The sequence below is a fragment of the Mannheimia haemolytica genome, assembly GCA_900638155.1.
GTDB classification, from domain to species: Bacteria; Pseudomonadota; Gammaproteobacteria; order Enterobacterales; family Pasteurellaceae; genus Mannheimia; species Mannheimia glucosida.
The window spans coordinates 383280-402185 of record LR134495.1 but is presented as its reverse complement, the minus strand read 5'-3'; the positions used below and the strand labels follow the sequence as shown (position 1 = coordinate 402185).

Annotated in this window: 15 protein-coding genes and 1 tRNA gene; 10 read left to right on the top strand and 6 right to left on the bottom strand. The window is 42.7% G+C overall.

The features are described from left to right. Positions 1–10: 10 nt before the first annotated feature. From EL242_RS02135 to EL242_RS02120, 4 genes are all read left to right on the top strand, one after another. Positions 11–463, top strand: a complete 453-nt coding sequence (locus tag EL242_RS02135; RefSeq protein ID WP_126301322.1) for a DUF302 domain-containing protein — start codon at positions 11–13, stop codon at positions 461–463. Between the two features lie 115 nt (positions 464–578). Next, positions 579–1673 carry a CdaR family transcriptional regulator gene (locus EL242_RS02130; protein ID WP_126301321.1) on the top strand — a complete coding sequence of 365 codons (1095 nt, stop codon included), beginning with the start codon at positions 579–581 and terminating at the stop codon, positions 1671–1673. Between the two features lie 121 nt (positions 1674–1794). Continuing rightward, positions 1795–3174, top strand: coding sequence for a GntP family permease (locus tag EL242_RS02125; RefSeq protein ID WP_126301320.1), 1380 nt, complete (start codon positions 1795–1797; stop codon positions 3172–3174). 9 nt (positions 3175–3183) lie between these two features. Then, entirely contained in the window at positions 3184–4326 is a 1143-nt protein-coding gene (locus tag EL242_RS02120; RefSeq protein WP_126301319.1) for a glycerate kinase, read from the top strand. A 78-nt stretch (positions 4327–4404) separates the two neighbouring features. Here the strand turns inward: EL242_RS02120 and EL242_RS02115 are convergent, their stop codons facing one another. The 4 genes from EL242_RS02115 to EL242_RS02100 form a co-directional block, all read right to left on the bottom strand. Next, the gene (locus EL242_RS02115; RefSeq protein ID WP_126301318.1) at positions 4405–5085 is read right to left on the bottom strand and encodes a 3-keto-L-gulonate-6-phosphate decarboxylase UlaD; all 681 of its coding nucleotides are present in this window, start codon (positions 5083–5085) and stop codon (positions 4405–4407) included. Positions 5086–5139: 54 nt separating this feature from the next. Further along, a complete protein-coding gene (locus EL242_RS02110) occupies positions 5140–5607 on the bottom strand; it encodes a PTS sugar transporter subunit IIA (RefSeq protein ID WP_126301317.1) in 468 nt (155 codons plus the stop codon). Positions 5608–5622: 15 nt separating this feature from the next. Beyond that, complete coding sequence (locus EL242_RS02105) at positions 5623–7284, bottom strand: bifunctional metallophosphatase/5'-nucleotidase (RefSeq protein ID WP_126301316.1); 1662 nt, start codon at positions 7282–7284, stop codon at positions 5623–5625. 79 nt (positions 7285–7363) lie between these two features. After that, the gene (locus EL242_RS02100; RefSeq protein WP_040080535.1) at positions 7364–9160 is read right to left on the bottom strand and encodes a PTS ascorbate-specific subunit IIBC; all 1797 of its coding nucleotides are present in this window, start codon (positions 9158–9160) and stop codon (positions 7364–7366) included. A 382-nt stretch (positions 9161–9542) separates the two neighbouring features. Here EL242_RS02100 and ulaG point away from each other — a divergent pair, with 382 nt between their 5' ends. The 5 genes from ulaG (at position 9543) to EL242_RS02075 (ending at position 16668) form a co-directional block, all read left to right on the top strand. Beyond that, positions 9543–10634, top strand: coding sequence for an L-ascorbate 6-phosphate lactonase (gene ulaG / locus EL242_RS02095; protein WP_006253601.1), 1092 nt, complete (start codon positions 9543–9545; stop codon positions 10632–10634). An 83-nt stretch (positions 10635–10717) separates the two neighbouring features. Then, entirely contained in the window at positions 10718–11464 is a 747-nt protein-coding gene (gene ulaR, locus EL242_RS02090) for an HTH-type transcriptional regulator UlaR (protein WP_126301315.1), read from the top strand. A gap of 57 nt (positions 11465–11521) precedes the next feature. Beyond that, positions 11522–12382, top strand: coding sequence for an L-ribulose-5-phosphate 3-epimerase (locus EL242_RS02085; protein ID WP_126301314.1), 861 nt, complete (start codon positions 11522–11524; stop codon positions 12380–12382). Continuing rightward, positions 12379–13098 (top strand): L-ribulose-5-phosphate 4-epimerase, encoded by a 720-nt coding sequence (locus tag EL242_RS02080; RefSeq protein ID WP_126301313.1) that lies wholly within the window; start codon positions 12379–12381, stop codon positions 13096–13098. The genes EL242_RS02085 and EL242_RS02080 overlap by 4 nt, the downstream gene beginning before the upstream one ends. Before the next feature lie 243 nt (positions 13099–13341). Then, the gene (locus EL242_RS02075) at positions 13342–16668 is read left to right on the top strand and encodes an autotransporter domain-containing protein (protein WP_126302694.1); all 3327 of its coding nucleotides are present in this window, start codon (positions 13342–13344) and stop codon (positions 16666–16668) included. Between the two features lie 86 nt (positions 16669–16754). On the opposite strand, the gene pdxY is transcribed toward EL242_RS02075, so the two are convergent. Beyond that, on the bottom strand, positions 16755–17615 hold the full coding sequence (gene pdxY, locus EL242_RS02070; RefSeq protein ID WP_126301312.1) for a pyridoxal kinase PdxY: 861 nt from the start codon (positions 17613–17615) through the stop codon (positions 16755–16757). Positions 17616–17733: 118 nt separating this feature from the next. Between pdxY and EL242_RS02065 the strand changes: the two genes are divergently transcribed. After that, positions 17734–17809: transfer RNA gene (locus EL242_RS02065), tRNA-Thr, on the top strand. Between the two features lie 100 nt (positions 17810–17909). Here the strand turns inward: EL242_RS02065 and accA are convergent. Then, positions 17910–18863 carry an acetyl-CoA carboxylase carboxyl transferase subunit alpha gene (gene accA, locus EL242_RS02060; RefSeq protein ID WP_126301311.1) on the bottom strand — a complete coding sequence of 318 codons (954 nt, stop codon included), beginning with the start codon at positions 18861–18863 and terminating at the stop codon, positions 17910–17912. Positions 18864–18906: the final 43 nt, after the last annotated feature.

Below are 18906 nucleotides of genomic sequence, written 5' to 3'. Positions count from 1 at the left end.
GAGAAAAGAAATGAACTTAAAAGCAGTCGCAGTTTCTGCATTAGCAATGAGCAGCGTGGCAATGGCAGATATTGCTGACGTTAAACCAATGGTATTTGAAAGCAAGTTTGATTTCGAAACCACAGTGACCACCTTATCTAACACTTTAAAAGAAAAAGGAATGACGATTTTTGCCGAAATCGATCACCAAGCGGCTGCGAAACAAGCCGGCTTAGAAATGCAACCGGCAACCGTGCTGGTTTATGGCACGCCGAAAGCCGGCACGCCATTAATGGTGAAAGATCCGATGTTAGCATTACAATTGCCATTAAAAGTGTTAATTACCGAACCGAACAAGGGCAAGGTAGAAGTAATGTTAAATCGTGCCGATCAAGTGGTGGCTCACGCTAATACCGATTATGCCGATGTAGAAAACAACCTTGCCAAAGCGGAAAAACTGATTCAAGCGACTGTGGCAAAATAACTTCACGCTATGATCTATTCTCAGGAAGTGGAAGCGTAGATAATTTGCAAATCCCTCGAGAGAGGGATTTTTCATAGTATTGGGTGATACTTAGCTAATGAGTAGGAATCATATAATGAAACTTAACCAAGCTATTGCCGAGCGTATCGTTAAACGCACAATGCAGATTATTCCCAACTCCGTTAATGTGATGGATAACGAAGGCGTGATTATTGCCTCCGGTGATGTCGCTCGTATCGGACAACGACACACAGGAGCGGTGATTGCGTTACGCAACGATCAAGCGGTCGAAATTGATGAAAATCTTGCAAAACAGTGGTGTGATGAAGTGAAAGTGGGCATTAACTTACCGCTTCACTATTTAGGCTCAACCATTGGTGTAGTTGGGATTTCAGGGCAGCCGCAACAAGTTCGCCAATATGCTCAACTGGTGAAAATGGCGGCGGAGCTGATTATGCAACAAGCGTTTGAGTTGGAGCAGGAGCGTTGGCAACGCCGCTATCGGGAAGAGTTTGTGCGTGCTTTGCTCAAAGGTAGCCTAAACTCAGCGGAAATCCGGCAACAGGCGGTCTTTTTCGGGCAAGATTTTGCAAAACCGCTGTCGGTAATGGTGATTAAAATTCACAGCTCTACTGCGGAAAAACTCCAACGCCTGATTGATTTTTTCGACCACCATTTTCCGAGCCTACTCACCGCCGTGATTGGGTTAGATAAAATTGCCTTGCTGAACCATTTATCCAACGAAAAATCGTTAATCCGCAATACCCTAAACAAACTTAACGATTCGGATATTTCCTTCAAAACCGTAGTCGGGCTGGCTGTCGAAAATTTATCGCAAACCCATATTTCCTACCAAACCGCCTGCCATACCCTCAATTATGCCGAGCAGATCCAAAGCCGTAAGCAGATTATTCATTTTGAGGATTTCAAACTGCCGGCTCTCTTGCATCGTTTTAGTCATTCTTGGGAAGCGAAAACCTTGCTTTCGCCGTTCCAAACCTTGCTGGTTTCCGACAAAAAACAGGTGTTGCTGAAAAGTCTGCGTTACTATTTTTTCGCAAATTGTGATCTGGATCACGCTGCCAAGAAATTGTTCATTCACCCAAATACGCTACGTTATCGTTTAGAGAAGATCGAGCAGATAACCGGCTTATCTTTCAATAATATAGAGCAAAAATTTGTGTTGTATCTTGGAGCAGTTCTGTCTTAAAAATTGTAGAAATATACAAACAAGCGGTCATTTTTAACAAATTTTTTGCAAATTTCTCTAAAGATTTTTACCGATAAATACCGAATAATAGGTTGATTTTTCTACAATGAGGAGACTTATTATGTCAGGTATTGCACTTATTCTGACCTTTCTGGTCGCCATCATCATTATGATTTATATGATTGCGAAGTGGAAAGTTCACCCGTTCTTAGCTTTAATGTCGATTTCACTCGCATTAGCTCTTGTTGCCGGTTTACCGCTGGCGAAAATTCCGTCTATTGTGGGCGAAGGGTTTAGTAATACCTTCAAAAGCATCGGTATCGTAATTATTTTTGGGGCGATTATCGGCACGATTTTAGAAAAAACCGGAGCTGCCCTCAAATTAGCCGATATGGTGGTGAAAGTGGTAGGGCAAAAACGCCCTGAGCTGGCAGTGTTGATTATGGGCTGGGTGGTCGGCATTCCGGTGTTTTGTGACAGCGGCTTTGTGGTATTAAACCCAATTCGAGAAGCCATTCGCAAAAAAATTCTTGCCAATCCGGTGGGAATGGCGGTGGCATTAAGTGCCGGTTTATATGCCTCCCACGTCTTTATTCCGCCGACACCGGGTCCAATTGCGGCAGCCGGTGCTGTTGGTTTAAGCCATAATCTACTGCTTGTTATCGGAATGGGCTTTGTGGTCTCGATTCCTGTGTTGATTGCCAGCTACTTCTTCGCCAAATATATCGGTAAACGAGTGAGCGTGGCGGAAGAGGCACAAGCGGATCAGGTGATCAGCCAAAGCTATGAAGATCTGATTAAACAATATGGTAAATTACCGAGCGGTTTTTTAAGCCTTGTCCCGATTTTTATGCCGATTCTCTTAATGGCTATCGGCTCGATTGCCAAAATTGTCGGCGTAAGTGGCGATTTCGGTGTATTCTTACAATTTGTCGGCAACCCGATTATTGCCTTAGCGATTGGGGTAATCTTCGCTATTTTCCTACTTGTTTCTAGCGATAAAATGGCAGAATTTGACAGCTTAACCAATGACACCCTGAAATTAGTCGGCCCAATTCTCTTTATTACTGCTGCCGGTGGCGTGCTAGGCAACGTGATTACCCAAGCCGGCTTTGTGGATTACATCAAACAAAACGCCCACATTATCAGCACTGCGGGGATTTTCTTTCCATTCCTGATTTCGGCGATTTTAAAAACCGCACAAGGCAGCTCAACGGTGGCAATTATCACCACCGCCTCCATTATGGGAATGTTCAACGCACCGGACTCATTAATGAATGCCTTAGGGCTAACCAGTGAAATGGCGGCAGCCTTAACTGTAATGGCGATTGCGGCCGGCTCAATGTGCGTTTCCCACGCCAATGACAGTTACTACTGGGTGGTGACAAACTTTACCAAACTGACTCCGCAACAAGGCTACCGTACGCAAACTACCCTAACTTTCATTATGGGCGTGACGGGAATGCTCACGGTTTATCTACTTTCATTGATTTTACTGTAAGGATTGACGATGAAAATTGTGATCGCACCAGATTCATTTAAAGAGAGCTTAACCGCATTAGAGGTGGCTCAAGCAATTCAACAGGGATTTGCCCGTGTTTTTCCTGAAGCGGAGTATCAGCTTGTGCCGATGGCAGACGGTGGCGAAGGCTCGGTACAGTCGCTGATTGATGCGACTCACGGCAGTTTGCAAAAAATCAGCGTAATTGCACCGCTTGCAAATGAGGTAGAGGGCTTTTTCGGCTTGTCGGGGGATCAAAAAACCGCCTTTATTGAAATGGCAGCAGCAAGTGGCTTGCATTTAGTGCCAATGGAGCTACGAAATCCGCTGATTACCACCAGCTATGGCACGGGGCAGTTAATTAAAGCTGCCTTAGATTTAGGGGTGGAAAAAATCATTCTCGGCATTGGCGGCAGTGCGACTAACGATTGCGGTGTTGGAATGCTACAAGCCTTAGGGGCGACATTCCTAAATGCCGAACAGCGGGAAATTAGTTTTGGCGGCGAAGCGTTAAGCCAAATTCAGCAGATTGATTTAAGCGGTTTGGATTTACGCTTAAAGCAAGTGGAATTTGAAGTCGCTTGCGATGTAGATAATCCGTTGTGTGGCGAGCGTGGGGCTTCAGCAATTTTTGGACCGCAGAAAGGAGCTACACTGGAGATGGTTGAAACGCTCGACTACGCCCTGTTGCATTTTGCCGAAACCGTGAAATCCCAATTAGGCATTGAGATTGCCGAGAAAGCCGGTGCCGGTGCAGCCGGTGGAATGGGTGGCGGTTTACTGCTACTGCCGAATGTAACATTACGCTCCGGCGTGCAAATTATTCTTGAAGCAACCGATCTTGCCGAGAAACTTGCCGATGCGGATTTAGTAGTGACAGGGGAAGGACGAATGGACGCTCAATCTATCGCCGGTAAAACCCCGATTGGGGTGGCAAAAACCGCCAAGCAATTTGGCAAGCCGGTGATTGCGATAGTTGGCTCATTGAAAGAGGATTACCCTGTGGTGTACCAACACGGCATAGATGCGGTATTTCCGATTATTCGACAAGTCAGCAATTTAGAAACAGTGTTAAAATCAGGCAAAGAGAATCTGATTTCAACTGCTGAAAATGTGGCGAGATTATGGAGAATATCCGCTTCCCCAAAATAGAAAAAAGGATAGAAAAAATGAGATGAAAATGGCGTTCCGGTTGAGAGAACGCCATTTTTATTGGATTCAAATGTTCGATTAGTTCCAATATTTATCAATCTCTGCACGAATCGCTTCGGCAGTTTGTTTGCCTTTTTCGCCGACTAACGCACGCCCTGCAATAAAGGCTTTAGCGTTTTTGATCTCTTTGAACAGGTGAATATCTTCCGGTACGATACCGCCGGTGATGGAAACTTCAATGCCTAAGTCAGAAAGTTGTTTCATCAACTCGATATCTTCCGCTGTCCAGCCTTTACCTGCAAGTTCAGCATCACGAGAACGGTGGTAAATAGCTTGAGTTACGCCTAATTCTACCCACTCTTTGGCATCTTTTTCCACCGTCCAGTTGCCGTATATTTCAATTTGAATTTCTTTTTTTACTTTTAGCTCCGGGTGAGCGGCGTTAAATTCGTCCGCTACTTTTTTGCAAGCCGCTTTGGTTGCAGGGTGAGCCGCAGCCGAAACCGTGAGCCAGTCGGCTCCTGCCTCAAATGCCATTTTGGCTAAAATTGCACCGCCATCGGTGGTTTTTAAGTCACACACAATAATGTGATTTGGGTGCAATGCACGCAAGGTAGAAACGGCTTTCATACCCTCAGCAAAAGCAAGAATAGTACCGCATTCAATAATTTCGACTTGGTTTTCCGCTTGTTTTGCATCCGCCACCGCTTTTTCCAGCGAAAGAGAGTCAAGGGCAATTTGTAATAATGGTTTGGACATAGTTGTATTCCTCTATTTGCAAAATATTGATGTTTTTGAACCGCTTGTAGAATATTAGGCTAATGCCTGATCGATTACTGCATACACTTCTTCAGCCGTTTTACAGCGGCGGATTTTATCTAAATCAACACCTGTGTCGCTCTCTGGGTCATCTAGCACTTGGGTGATTTCTACCAAGCCTTGCATATGCTGATCAGAGTCACTCCCTGCAAGGGTTAGCATAACGTGAACCGGCTCATCTTCGCCCTCAAAATAAATCGGGGTGTCAAAAGTCACCAAAGCGAAAGAGGTTTTAATTACGCCTTCTTCTGGGCGAGCGTGAGGCATTGCCAAGCCCGGTGCAAGAATAATATAAGGCCCCATCTCTTTGATTTTACTGATAATATTGTCGTAATAACGTGGTTCAATCGTGCCGGCTTTAACTAATAAATCAGTGCCGATTTTGATTGCGTCTTCCCAATTCGCCGCCGATTGATTGAGCAAAATAGAGTTATTTTCAATAAGAGATTGTTTTAAGTTCATAGTGTTTCCCTTTCGTTAATTTAAGCCGATAATCGCCCAGCGGTTATGCGATTTGCCTTCGATTTTTCCGCCTTTGACGTTGGTGATGTAATCAATCAGCATATTTTGGATTGTGCCTTTTTCAGCCCCCATGGCGACTTTGGATTCCCAAATCACGGGGATCTGTTGTCCTTCCCAGATGCCGCCTTTTTTGGTGAGCTGACCAAAGCGGTAGGAGTTCATTCCCACTTTGTATTTGCCGTCATCGGTGATTGGGCTGCCGTTCGCCAGTTTTAGATCGACAATTTTGCTACCGCTTGGATTGCGTAGGTCGATGTTGTAGCTTACGCCGCCGAATAGGTCGAAGGTAACGTATTTAGATTTACCCCGTACTTCGTTGTAGCGGTAGTCTTTGTCACCGGCTTGAATGGTGTCGAAGTAGTCCGATGACCATTCCATATACTGTTTCAGCTGTTTGCCGGTTAGCTCATACACGCTCACATCGCCACCCGCATAGCGGTAGTTGTAGATGATGTCTTTTTTCTTGATGTCGCCTTTGTCTAAACGCACGGTTTCGTAGTCAAATGCAAAACTCACTACATCTGCACCGCTGTAATGTTGTTGTACATCGTGGATCAATGAGGACATTCCGGTGTCTTGCGAGAAAGCAATCGATACACCGTGATTTTTGCCTTGTGGGATTAAATCTTGTGCAGTTTCACCGATTTTGACGTTGTTTAAGGCACGCAGTTCATCGTGATACGGTTGGTAAATTTTTTCGATTTCCGGATCGCTTGCGAGTTTCTTCACCGGTACGGTTTTAGCGGTTTTAGAAAGTAGTTTTACTTCACCTTTGTCATTCACATCAAAGGCAAGATCAACTTCGGAAACCACAGTGCCGTAGCGGTGCGGTTCGGTAATCAGGGTATTTTTGATGGTTTCACTCGGCACATCTTTATGCATATGGCCGGCGATAATCACATCAATGCCGTCCACCGCATTCACTAAATCCGCCACGCCGGTGTCGGGAATGTTGTTTTCGTTCTCAATTCCCATATGTGCCAGCACGATAATAGCGTCCACGCCTTTGGCTTTGAGATCGGCGATTTGGGTTTTCGCCTCTTCAATCGGCGAAGTGAACTTCATTGCGTCTAAATGACCGGTGTCTTTTTCAAAAATAGCAGACATTGGGGTGGTTAAGCCGATAATCCCAAGTTTCACGCCCTCACGCTCAATGATAGTGGTTGGCTCAACGTAGCGTTTGCCGTCTTTGTGATAGAAGTTGGCAGTGAGAATTTTGGCGTTGATGTCTTTTAAAATTGCATCTAAATTCGGCATTCCGAAGTTAAATTCGTGGTTACCGAGAATGAAGATGTCGTAATTCATCGCATTCAGCACTTTCGGCACGGGGTTGTTTTTCGCTTTGTCTAAGGTTTTAGCGAACTCTTCGACTTGGTTGTCTTGAATCGCATCGCCAATATCAAACAGCAACACGTTTTTGTGGTTGGCTCGCACCTCTTTGACATAGGTTGCGATTTGGGCGAACGAGCCGGATTTGTCTTCCACGTCTGCCCCGTAGCTCCACGGCACAACACGTCCGTGAACATCTGAAGTACCAAGCAGTTTAATGTTTACCTCTTTGGCAACGGCAACGCTAACCGCAGAGAGCATAAACAGGGTGGATAAGATTTTTTTCATTGGATAATTCCTCGTTTGATGAAGTGAGTTTTTACAATCTTTAGCATAGATAGGGGTGATTATTCACCCCTAAACTTACTTATTTTGCATTATGCTGATTGATTAGCTCAACTAATTCATCACCAAATGAGTTTGGATTTAGCATATTTTGTACACCTAATACCGCTTTGCCTTCCGGTACTTCGATTTCGTTGGCTAAATGTTTGCTGGAGACAATAATATCAACCTCGCTTAATTTGCCTTTGTAATCAGTTACCGCACAGGAATCCATAATATTCGGAATACCACGTTTGTCGAGATAGCCTTTGATCTTCATTTTCATCATCATTGATGAGCCTTGACCAGAGCCACACACCGCTAGAATGCGGATTGGGTTTGCAGAATTTTCGGCATTTTCGACCGCTTGTTGTACTACTGCCTCCGCTTTTGGTTCTGCTTTTACTTCATCTAAGCCGTAGCCGTCTAATTGTTCAAGTGTAATGCCACGAGCTGCCGCTTCTGCTTCTTCGGCACGAAGTTGTTTAGATGCGAAGAACATATAAACCATTGCTGCTGCCACAATTACAAAGAAGAAGCCCGGAATGCTGATAATACCTTGTAGGATTGGTGGGAAGAATAATGCCCAGTCAGCCATACCCATCCAACCGTTAAAGGTTGTGCCTTGTGAAGCAAGCATTTGAATAACCCAAGCTGAGCCAAGCACTTCAATAATACCCATCACAAAACAGATTTTCATTACTGCTTTCCAACCACCAAATTGGTTTGCAAAAACACCAATGGTTGCGTTAGAGAAGAACATCGGGATAAAGCCCGGAATAATAAGCACTGGTGAGCCTACTGCAAGCAAGCCGCCTACTGCCACAAATTGACCGATAGCCCCCCACATAAAGCCGAATACCATCGCATTTGGCGAGAAAGCGTAGATAGCGGCACAGTCAATCGCTAATACTGAGTTTGGAATTAAGCGTTCAGCAATACCTTTGAAGGCTTCTGAAAGCTCAGCTACAAACATACGTACGCCGGTTACGATGATTTGAATTGCCACCGCAAATTTCAAGCCCATTTCTAAAATGTACATAAACCAGTTGGTTTTGCCGGCAAGTTCTTTGAGGTTATCTAAGCCGAATGAAAGTAAGATGATTCCAAAGAAGATGGTCATTACTAATGCGGTTGCAGAAATACTGTCGTGGAAAATATTGAGCCAGTTAGGCAATTTCATTTTATCTACAGTATCGTCTTTATCGCCAAGTTTTGGTGCGAGTTTGACTGCAATCCAAGAAGCAATTTGTTGTTGGTGACCAATTGAGAAGCCTGCACCGCCTGTTACCGCTTGGGTTGGTTTATACATAATGTTAGACGAAATACCCCAATAAAGAGCCATCAATACTGAGGTGTAGATAATGGTCTCCCACATTGACGCTCCGATGATCATATAGAACACCGCTACCAAGCCTGCTTGTTGGAACATAATGTGACCGGTGAGCATAATGGTGCGGATACCGGTTAAACGGCGGAATACCACTAATAGAATATTGAGGAACAACGCTCCGATTACGGCATAACCGACCCAAGCGTAGTTCTCGCCCATTGTTTGAATGGTCGATTGCATACTGGTGTAAGGGTCAATTACTGCACCGGTAAGTTGGTGATATTTAGCTAAGCCATCAATAACCGGCTTAAAGTTGGTTACTAAGAAACCAGAACCGGCTTGTACAATCATAAAACCGACAATTGTTTTAATTGTTCCTTTAATAATCGTAGAAGTGTCTTTTTTAAGAAGAATGTAACCTAAGCAAGCTACGATACCTAGTAAGAAGGGTGCTTTATTCAGCACTTGATCCTTTAAGAAAAGGAGAATTTCGGTTAAAAAGTCCATAGGGGGCCTCTTTGTTGAGAGATTAATAGAACTAAAAAACTTCAGAGAAGTTGTCGGAATTAATGATAAACGCTAGAAAAAGATTAAAAAAGATTATTTTTAATTATTTGTGAGCGAGATCACATTTTATTTTTATAATCTCGTCATGGGGGCAGAAAAATATATTTATTCGTGATTATTAAAGATTATTCTTTAAATTAGCTCATATATGCTAAATAAATGGTATTTTAATCAATTTATTAAAATAAATTTTTACCAGTGAAGCATAAAAAATTAGACATAGATCACATTTTTGAATAAAAAAGATGTACAATTTTTTGTGATTGTTTATGATTTGTTTTGATTACATTGTTCTTATTTTAGCGTAAATCAGGAGACTATTATGAGCAAAATTCAAGAAATCACTCGTGAAAGCTGGATCCTTTCAACTTTCCCTGAATGGGGTACTTGGTTGAATGAAGAAATTGAAGAAGAAGTTGTACCGGAAGGCAATTTTGCAATGTGGTGGCTAGGCTGTGTCGGTGTGTGGATTAAAACCCCAGCTGGTGCGAATATCTGTATGGATTTATGGTGCGGTCGTGGTAAATCCACCAAGAAAGTAAAAGATATGGTGCGTGGTCATCAAATGGCAAATATGGCAGGGGTGCGTAAGCTCCAGCCTAATCTACGAGCTCAACCGATGGTGTTAGATCCGTTTGCGATTAACGAAGTGGACTTCATTCTCGCTTCTCACTATCACTCAGACCATATTGATGTAAACGTGGCAGCGGCTATTTGCAATAACCCGAAATTAGACCACGTTAAATTTGTCGGCCCGTGGCACTGTGCAGAATTATGGAAAAAATGGGGCGTGCCGGAAGAGCGTATCATTGTGGTAAAACCGGGCGATGTAGTGAAATTAAAAGATGTAGAAATTCACGCCCTAGATTCATTTGACCGTACTTGTTTAGTGACCTTACCGGTAGAAGGTGCAGAAGAACGTGGCGGAGAACTTGCAGGCTTATGCCCATCAGATGAAGAAATGGGACGCAAAGCGGTGAACTATGTGTTCAAAACCCCGGGCGGTACGATTTATCACGGTGCAGATTCTCACTACTCAATCCAATTCGCTAAACACGGTAAGCAATTTGATATTGACGTAGCACTGAATAACTATGGCGAAAACCCGGTTGGTATTGCGGATAAAATGACTTCAGTTGATTTATTACGTATGGCGGAATGCTTACGCTGTAAAGTGATTATTCCAGTTCACCATGATATTTGGACAAACTTTATGGCAAGTACGCAAGAAATTATTGATTTATGGCGTATGCGTAAAGATCGCTTACAATACCAATTCCACCCATTTATTTGGGAAGTGGGCGGCAAATATGTTTACCCACGTGATAAAGACTTAATTGAATATCATCACCCTCGCGGCTTTGATGACTGCTTCGAGCAAGAGCCAAATATTCAATTTAAATCCATGCTATAGGTGAGCAGTCGCCACTCTCACTGGAGAGTGGCGTTTTAGCAAGTTCATTATGGAGCAGTAGTGATTAGTAATGGGATAAAGTAGTGAACGAAAGTTATAGACACAAAGAGTTATTAGCCCTGTTGGAAGAGCGGAAAGCACTTTCAACAGCAGATATTATGCAGCTGTTAAATATTTCTCCGGCAACAGCAAGACGTGATATCAGTAAATTAGATGGTCAAGGTAAATTAAAAAAGGTTAGAAACGGAGCAGAAGCAATTCTAGCTCCTACAGTTTTTACAGCACACAAAATAACTAACAATGCGCAGGAGAAACGTAGAATAGCGGAAGCTGCCGGTCGTTTATGTAAAGATGGGGAAAGTCTTATTCTGACGTGTGGTTCCACAATGGAAATGCTCGGTGAAGTATTATGTGGTAGAAAATTGCAAATTATTACCAATTATCTACCGCTTGCAAACCAGTTGATTGCAGGTTGCCACGATGATGTAGTGATTATGGGCGGGCAATATAATAAACATAAGAAAGTGATGCTCTCGCTCAACATACAAAATGAGATGACTTATGCTGCTACCACCATGTTTACCAGTGGCAAAGGCTTAACCTCCGAAGGATTATTTAAAACCGATATGATTATTGCCAATGCCGAGCAACAAATGGCCAAGCACGCAGAACGTTATGTGGTGTTATTGGATAGCACCAAGCTCGGCAAAAAAGTCGGTATGCTGTTTAAAGAGTTCGATAAAATTGATTTATTGATTACCGGCAAAGAGGCGGATCCGACTATTATCCAAGCATTAAGAAACAAAGGCCTGGATATTATCTTGGCTTAGCCTGTGCAAGCGGTCAAATTTAATCAAAATTTTACTTATCATCTTCAAGGGAAAACTATGAGAAAACATAAACTGGGTATTTACGAAAAGGCCTTGCCGAAAAACATTTCGTGGCAAGACCGCCTTTCTATCGCCAAAGTCTGCGGTTTTGACTTTGTGGAAATGTCGATTGACGAAACGGACGAACGCTTAGCTCGCCTTGATTGGAGCAAAAAAGAACGTGCCAAGCTGGTGAAAACCATCATCAACACCGGCGTGACCATTCCGTCAATGTGCTTGTCCGGTCATCGCCGTTTCCCGTTTGGTTCCCGTGATGAAGCCACCCGCCAAAAAGCCTATGAAATTATGGAAAAAGCGATTCAACTGGCGGTCGATCTCGGCATTCGCACCATTCAGCTTGCCGGTTATGACGTCTATTACGAAGAGCAGGACGAAGGCACAATCCAACGCTTCCAACAAGGCTTAGAATGGGCGGTGGAGCTGGCAGCAAGCAACCAAGTCACCATTGCGGTAGAGATTATGGACACCCAATTTATGAGTTCGATTTCCCGCTGGAAAAAATGGGACGAGATCATCAAATCACCGTGGTTTACCGTGTATCCGGATTTAGGCAACCTCTCAGCGTGGAACGACAATGTGGCGGAAGAGCTGAAACTCGGCATCGACAAAATCTCTGCCATTCACTTAAAAGACACTTACAAAGTGACTGAAACCTGCAAAGGGCAGTTCCGTGACGTGCCATTTGGTGATGGTTGCGTCGATTTCGTCGCTTGTTTTAAAACCCTTGCCGAACTGAATTACCGTGGCGCATTCTTAATTGAAATGTGGACGGAAAAAGCCGAAGAGCCGATTACTGAAATCATCAACGCCCGCCGTTGGATCGAACAAAAAATGCAAGAAGGAGGATTTACCCTATGACGCAATTAACTGAATTAACCCCTGCATTACAAGCCTTAAGAGAGCGTGTGTTAAAAGCCAATTTAGAATTACCGAAGTATGGCTTGGTAACTTTCACTTGGGGTAACGTAAGTGAAATCGACCGTGAGACCGGTTTAGTCGCCATCAAACCTTCCGGCGTAGAATACGATGCGATGACGGTGGAAGACATTGTATTGGTTGATTTACAAGGTAATCGAGTTTACGGAGATAAAAAACCTTCTTCCGATACCGATACCCACCTTGAATTGTATCGTCAATTTGCAGATATTGGCGGCGTGGTGCATACCCACTCTCGCAATGCTGTGGGTTGGGCGCAAGCCGGATGTGATTTATTGGCACTTGGTACGACTCAAGGCGACTATTTCTACGGTGCGATTCCTTGCACTCGCAAAATGACCGCAGAGGAAATTGCCGGCAGTTATGAGCTGGAAACCGGAAAGGTGATTGTCGAAACTTTCCGAACTCGAGGCATTGAGCCTAAAGCAGTTCCAGGTGTGTTGGTACATTCACACGGCCCATTTACTTGGGGAAAAGATGGACACGATGCGGTGCATAATTCTGTAGTATTAGAAGAGGTGGCTTATATGAATTTTATTAGCCATCAAATTTGTCCACAAATTGGCCCAATGCAACAGGAATTATTAGATAAGCACTATCTGCGTAAGCATGGCGCAAATGCGTATTATGGGCAATAGTTAACCTTAAAAATCATTTTCCAAATTATCAACAGCTTTTGAGGGGCTTTTTATTTAGGATAGCCCCTCAGTCTATCTAAGTTTATAGATAAATTCACAAATAATTACCATTTTCCTTTTCTTGATTTTAATTTTGATTTTTGTTCTAATCTCTGCCTCTTGTTTTTACAAGTCTATTAAGGATCCGTAGTAGATTTGAAATAAACAAGAGTATCTTTGTATTTATTAGAAGGAAACCAAAAGGTGAAAAACAGAAATTATTTTGTTGCAATAGCAACAATATTAGCCTTATCGCCAGAGGTTAACGCAACTGAACTTTCAGATCAGCTTGCAAGTAGAACAAGATATTATCCTTCCGCCACGGATAGTTATTATAGTTACTATAAATATGCACCGACCTATTCGGGCTACTATACATCGAATAGCCGTAATGGTTATTCGTCGTGGTATTATCCAGGTAGCAATACAGGTGTAACAACCAGAACTGTTTCGACAACAGTTAATGGCATTACAGTTACAAAAGTTTATACAACGAGTAATGGAAGAACAACCGTTCGTACTACTTATACCCCCGTTGTAGACAAACCAATTGTAAATAAGCCGACACCGATTGCCAATAAACCCGTTGTAGATACGCCAACTCAACCGGTTATTGATGCCAACCCAATTATGGATCCGCCAGTCCAACCAATAGTTGATAATAAACCCATCACTGATACACAGCCTAATCCAATTACAGATAACAAACCTGTCATTGAATCGCCAATTTATGACACCCGTCCAGTTATCATTAGGCCTACAACACCGGTAAATCTTCATCCTGAACCTGTAGCCGTTGGTGTACCCAATGTAGGTATTCGATGGAATGACCGCTCTCGTGGTTACAACATTGATGATCCTAATAACAAACAAAATGTTAAGTTAACAGGTGAGGGCGTTAAGGTCGGTATTTTAGATAGTGGTTTTAAAAACTATTTAATGCAGGACGATATACTCAAAAAATTTGGTAATCGCGCTGTTATTATTGAAACAGGCCGCACTGCCCCGGCTTCTGCGACACATGGTATTGAGGTCGCAGAAATGGTTGGGGGAGGGAACTCTCGCAATGGAGTAGCGTCTAAGTCAACGTTATTACTTGCGGATATTACCAAAATAACAAATGCGGGTACTGGATTATCCGCAACAGCTCCAATTTATTATGACTTATGGAGTAGGGGAGCCCGTATTTTTAACCAATCATACGGTATTCCAAAGCCTCTTACTTATTTTAATAACAATAGAAACTCACACTATTACTATTTACACCAATTTGATAGTAATGTGTTGCAATTCTATAAGGATAAAGTAAAAGAGGGGGGCTTATTTGTCTGGGCTGCGGGGAATAACCGTGGTGATCTCGATCCATCACTCCAAGCTGGTTTACCTCATTATGAAGCTGACTTGGAAAAAGGTTGGATTTCTGTTGTTGCGGTAGCAACCAGAACTAATCAGGGATTGGGTAACTTTGAATGGAGCAATTTATTGCCATATTCTCAAGCCGGTGTGGCAAAAAATTGGACCGTTACCGCAATGGGTGACTACATCTTTAATTTAGGAGGTAGAAACATTATTGCTAGTGGTTCATCCTTTGCAGCTCCAGCCGTTACGGGTACAGCAGCTCTCGTGAAACAAAAATATCCTTGGATGGATGGTAACCTTATCAAACAATCTATTCTCTCGACGGCAACCGATATCGGCGCTCCTGGAGTTGATGATGTATATGGATGGGGTTTACTTAATATTGAAAAAGCCACTAATGGTCCTGCGCGTTTTGATAAACGACTCGCTTTAGCCGATAACGTGACTGTAAATATTCCAAATGGAAGCTATGAGTTTTCCAATAATATTAACGGTGATGCAGGCTTGGTGAAAAATGGCCAAGGTGAATTAATTTTATCGGGTGCTAGTACTTTTGAAGGGGATACAACACTCAATGAAGGTGCTGTCACTATTAACGGTAAAAAATATGTGTCTAAAGTAAACGTATCTCCAAGTGGTACATTGGTTGTCAATAATACCACGTTAGAAAATGGCGTAAATAACGAGGGTACAGTTGTCAACCAGGGTTATTCTACGATTAAGAGAGCTTACGTTGCTTCAGCACAAAGTACGCTAGTGTCAGATTTAGGTTCAAACTTAAATGTAAAAGGAGAAGTTGACTTAAACGGCTCTACTTTATCACTAGCTGCGGTAAAAGAGGGTAAAGCTCAGTATGTGACCCAAAAAGGTTTATCAATGAGTGCTATTACTTCTGATTCCGCAATTAAGGGTAACTTTGCTGCAATAGAAACCTCAGGGTTATTAACTGCGACGGCGGAAAAAACCAATGAGAATGAAGTAAAAGCAACAGTTAGCCGGAAAAATGTAGCAGACTATGTAAACGAAAACACCTCTGGTGATGCAATGTGGAAAAATGTCGCGACTGCTTTAGAGAGCTCATTTTCGGCATTGGATAACCAAATTGAAGGAAATAATGGTTCTACAAATGCTACAAATGATGAATTCGCACAACAAGCGGCTACTTTACAAAACAGTATTGCAAACATCAATACGCAAAGTGTGGTTTTAGATAGCTTATCTGGTCAAATTTATGCGTCTGCGCAAGCGCTTACTTTTGAAAATTCAGAAACAGTGAATAAAGATCTCTCTAATCGTCTTGTAATGTTAGGAACGCTGGATAATGTAGGTGAGACTGCTGGTGTGTGGGTAACGGGTATTTATGGGAACGGTACTCTAAAAGAAATAGGGTTTGGTGAAGGTAAAACCAATACCTATGCTGGCCAAATAGGTTTTGATAAGCCAGTTACAGACCATGTAATTTTAGGTGCGGCACTTAATTATTCTAAAGCAAAAGTGAACTTCGATCGTTATGGCGGTAGTTCAAAAGCAGATGGAATAGGTGCATCATTATATGCCCGTATAGGCAATAAGCATAAAACACCTTGGTATTTACAAGGTCGAGCCGGTTATGGCAGTGTTGATTCAGATGTAGAGCGTCATATTATTTTGGCGGATAATAACGCAAGTACAGCAAAAATCAACCACCGAGACAGAGTGTTTTCTGCTTATGTCGAATCAGGCTATGACTTCAAGCAAGGTCGCTTTGCGTTAACTCCATTTGTCGGTTTTAGTCATGATGTTGTCAGACGTGGCGCATTCAGTGAGCAAAACAGTCAATTTGGTCTCACCGCGGACAAAGTAACCTATAAACAAACAAGCGGATTGATTGGTTTACGAACATCTTTAGAGGTGAATTTAGCTGGGATGAAAACGACTTTCCAAGGCTATGTAAATCATCAAAAAGCGTTTAATCGAGAAGATCTTAGCTTTAAAGCAAGTTATACAGGTTTACAAGATGCAAAATTCGACGTAAAAGGTATTGGGCTTGTAAAACATAAAACGTGGGTAGGGATTGGTGCATTGGCGGAAGTAAATAAAAATGCTTCCTTATATGTGAATTACGACCTTAAACTCGCAAAAAATAGTGGTCACAACAACGTTGTGACTGCTGGGATTAGAATTAATTTCTAACTGAATCTTTTTAAACAAAACGGGCGTTTATACGCCCGTTTTTTTATAGTTATAGAGATAATAATGTTATTTTATACTTCATTTAATTAGGCAATCTTTACAGCTTGGTAACTACACTGTGGATTAACAATCCGATCACGAGAAGCAATAATTTGTAACTCATAAAGCCCTGATCTAGCAGTTTGTTCCATTACCTCATTGACCGCATTTGCAGTGTGTTCAAAGGCTTCTAGATCGGATTTTCCATTTAATAAGTTCGCCACAAATAGCCCTGCGGTTAAATCGCCTACACCGACAGGTTCTTTGGCAAATTGGTAGAGTGGGCGGCTGATGTGCCAAATGCCATCTTGGTTGGCGAACAGCATTTCAAATTTGTTGCTCTCTTTGCCGACTCGGCTTAAATGTTTAACCAATACTTTTTTCGGGCCTTTGGTTAAAATCACTTTCACTGCCTCGACCGCTTGCTCAAAATTTTCCACCGTTAAACCGGTTAATTCTCTTAATTCCACTAAATTTGGTGTGATAATGTCGGCTTGTGCCATTGCCAGATTGATCAATCCCTCTTTTACGCCGTCTGCCACAATGCAGCCTTTGTCGGGGTGTCCCATTACCGGGTCGCATACATAAATTGCGTTTGGATTTTCTGCTTTCACTTTATGAAAAGCCTGAATAATTTCGGCTACTTGTTCTGCCGAGCCGATATAGCCAGAGAGTACGGCATCGCAACGATGCAGTTCACCGATATTGTGAATGCCATCAACAATGCTACCGATTTGTTCTTTTGGCATCACCATACCGCCCCATTTTCCATATTGGGTATGGTTGGAAAACTGTACGGTATTTAACGCCCATACATCAACACCTAACAGCTGCATAGGAAAAGTTGCAGCCTTATTGCCGGCATAGCCGTAGACAACGTGCGATTGTATGGATAGTATGTTTTTCATTCATTCACTCCTTTAAAGTTTCAATATGTGTTGTTTTTTCGTCATTTGAAGTTGCAAGGACTTGAAGCTCATCAAGAAATCTCTATAATCCCGCCTCGTTCTCTTATCCATTCAATATGCCGACTTAGCTCAGTAGGTAGAGCAACTGACTTGTAATCAGTAGGTCACCAGTTCGATTCCGGTAGTCGGCACCATCACCATCACCTTTATTTTCTGATGAGTCCCCTTTAATGTAAAACGGCAAGATTTTGCAAATTTTCACAAAAATCTTACCGCTTGTAGGGTGAAATTGAATTAGACGTAACCATAATTCATTAAGCGTTGATAACGGCGTTCCAGTAAATCCTCTTTATTAAGTTGATCTAACTCTGCCAAATCTTCAACAATACGCTGTTTAAGGTTTTGGGCGATTTGTTCAACATTGCGATGAGCACCGCCTAATGGTTCCGGCACAATGTTATCAATCAGCTCAAGCTCTTTTAAACGAGGAGCGGTTAAGCCCATTACTTCTGCTGCCGTGGAGGCTTTATCAGCACTTTTCCACAGAATAGAAGCACAGCCCTCAGGTGAAATTACCGAGTAAGTTGAATATTGCAACATATTGACCTTATCGCCTACACCGATCGCTAATGCACCGCCTGAGCCACCTTCGCCGATGACAGTACAGATTACCGGCACTGAAAGCTGTGACATTTCACGCAGGTTACGGGCAATCGCTTCTGACTGACCACGCTCTTCCGCACCAATGCCCGGATAAGCTCCCGGTGTGTCGATAAAGGTGATGATTGGCATATTAAAGCGTTCTGCCATTTCCATTAAACGTAACGCTTTGCGATAGCCTTCAGGAGCGGGCATACCAAAGTTACGTTTCACTTTCTCTTTTACGGTACGACCTTTCTGATGACCGATAACCATCACCGGACGTCCGTCCAGACGGGCAATGCCACCGACAATCGCTTTATCATCGGCAAAGGCACGGTCGCCTGCCAGTTCGTCAAATTCGGTAAAAATATGCTCAATATAATCTAACGTGTATGGACGATTTGGGTGGCGAGCCATACGGGAAATTTGCCACGCATCTAAATTGGCAAAAGTTTTCTTGGTTAATTCTTCGCTTTTCTTTTGTAAACGCTTGATTTCATCATCAAGATTAATTTTGTCATCTTGCTCGCTGACTGCTCTTAAAGACTCGATTTTGGCTTCCAATTCAGCAATCGGCAATTCAAAATCTAAAAATTCTTGGCTCATTCTATTTTCCTTTTTATGGGCAAAATTATGGGGCATTATCGCT

Coding starts and splice junctions, on each gene's coding strand:
- EL242_RS02130 (WP_126301321.1), top strand. CDS start 579: ATGAAACTTAACCAAGCTATTGCCGAGCGTATCGTTAAACGCACAATG.
- EL242_RS02085 (WP_126301314.1), top strand. CDS start 11,522: ATGAGAAAACATAAACTGGGTATTTACGAAAAGGCCTTGCCGAAAAAC.
- EL242_RS02125 (WP_126301320.1), top strand. CDS start 1,795: ATGTCAGGTATTGCACTTATTCTGACCTTTCTGGTCGCCATCATCATT.
- EL242_RS02135 (WP_126301322.1), top strand. CDS start 11: ATGAACTTAAAAGCAGTCGCAGTTTCTGCATTAGCAATGAGCAGCGTG.
- EL242_RS02120 (WP_126301319.1), top strand. CDS start 3,184: ATGAAAATTGTGATCGCACCAGATTCATTTAAAGAGAGCTTAACCGCA.
- pdxY (WP_126301312.1), bottom strand. CDS start 17,615: ATGAAAAACATACTATCCATACAATCGCACGTTGTCTACGGCTATGCC.
- accA (WP_126301311.1), bottom strand. CDS start 18,863: ATGAGCCAAGAATTTTTAGATTTTGAATTGCCGATTGCTGAATTGGAA.
- EL242_RS02100 (WP_040080535.1), bottom strand. CDS start 9,160: ATGGACTTTTTAACCGAAATTCTCCTTTTCTTAAAGGATCAAGTGCTG.
- EL242_RS02080 (WP_126301313.1), top strand. CDS start 12,379: ATGACGCAATTAACTGAATTAACCCCTGCATTACAAGCCTTAAGAGAG.
- EL242_RS02115 (WP_126301318.1), bottom strand. CDS start 5,085: ATGTCCAAACCATTATTACAAATTGCCCTTGACTCTCTTTCGCTGGAA.
- EL242_RS02105 (WP_126301316.1), bottom strand. CDS start 7,284: ATGAAAAAAATCTTATCCACCCTGTTTATGCTCTCTGCGGTTAGCGTT.
- EL242_RS02110 (WP_126301317.1), bottom strand. CDS start 5,607: ATGAACTTAAAACAATCTCTTATTGAAAATAACTCTATTTTGCTCAAT.
- ulaG (WP_006253601.1), top strand. CDS start 9,543: ATGAGCAAAATTCAAGAAATCACTCGTGAAAGCTGGATCCTTTCAACT.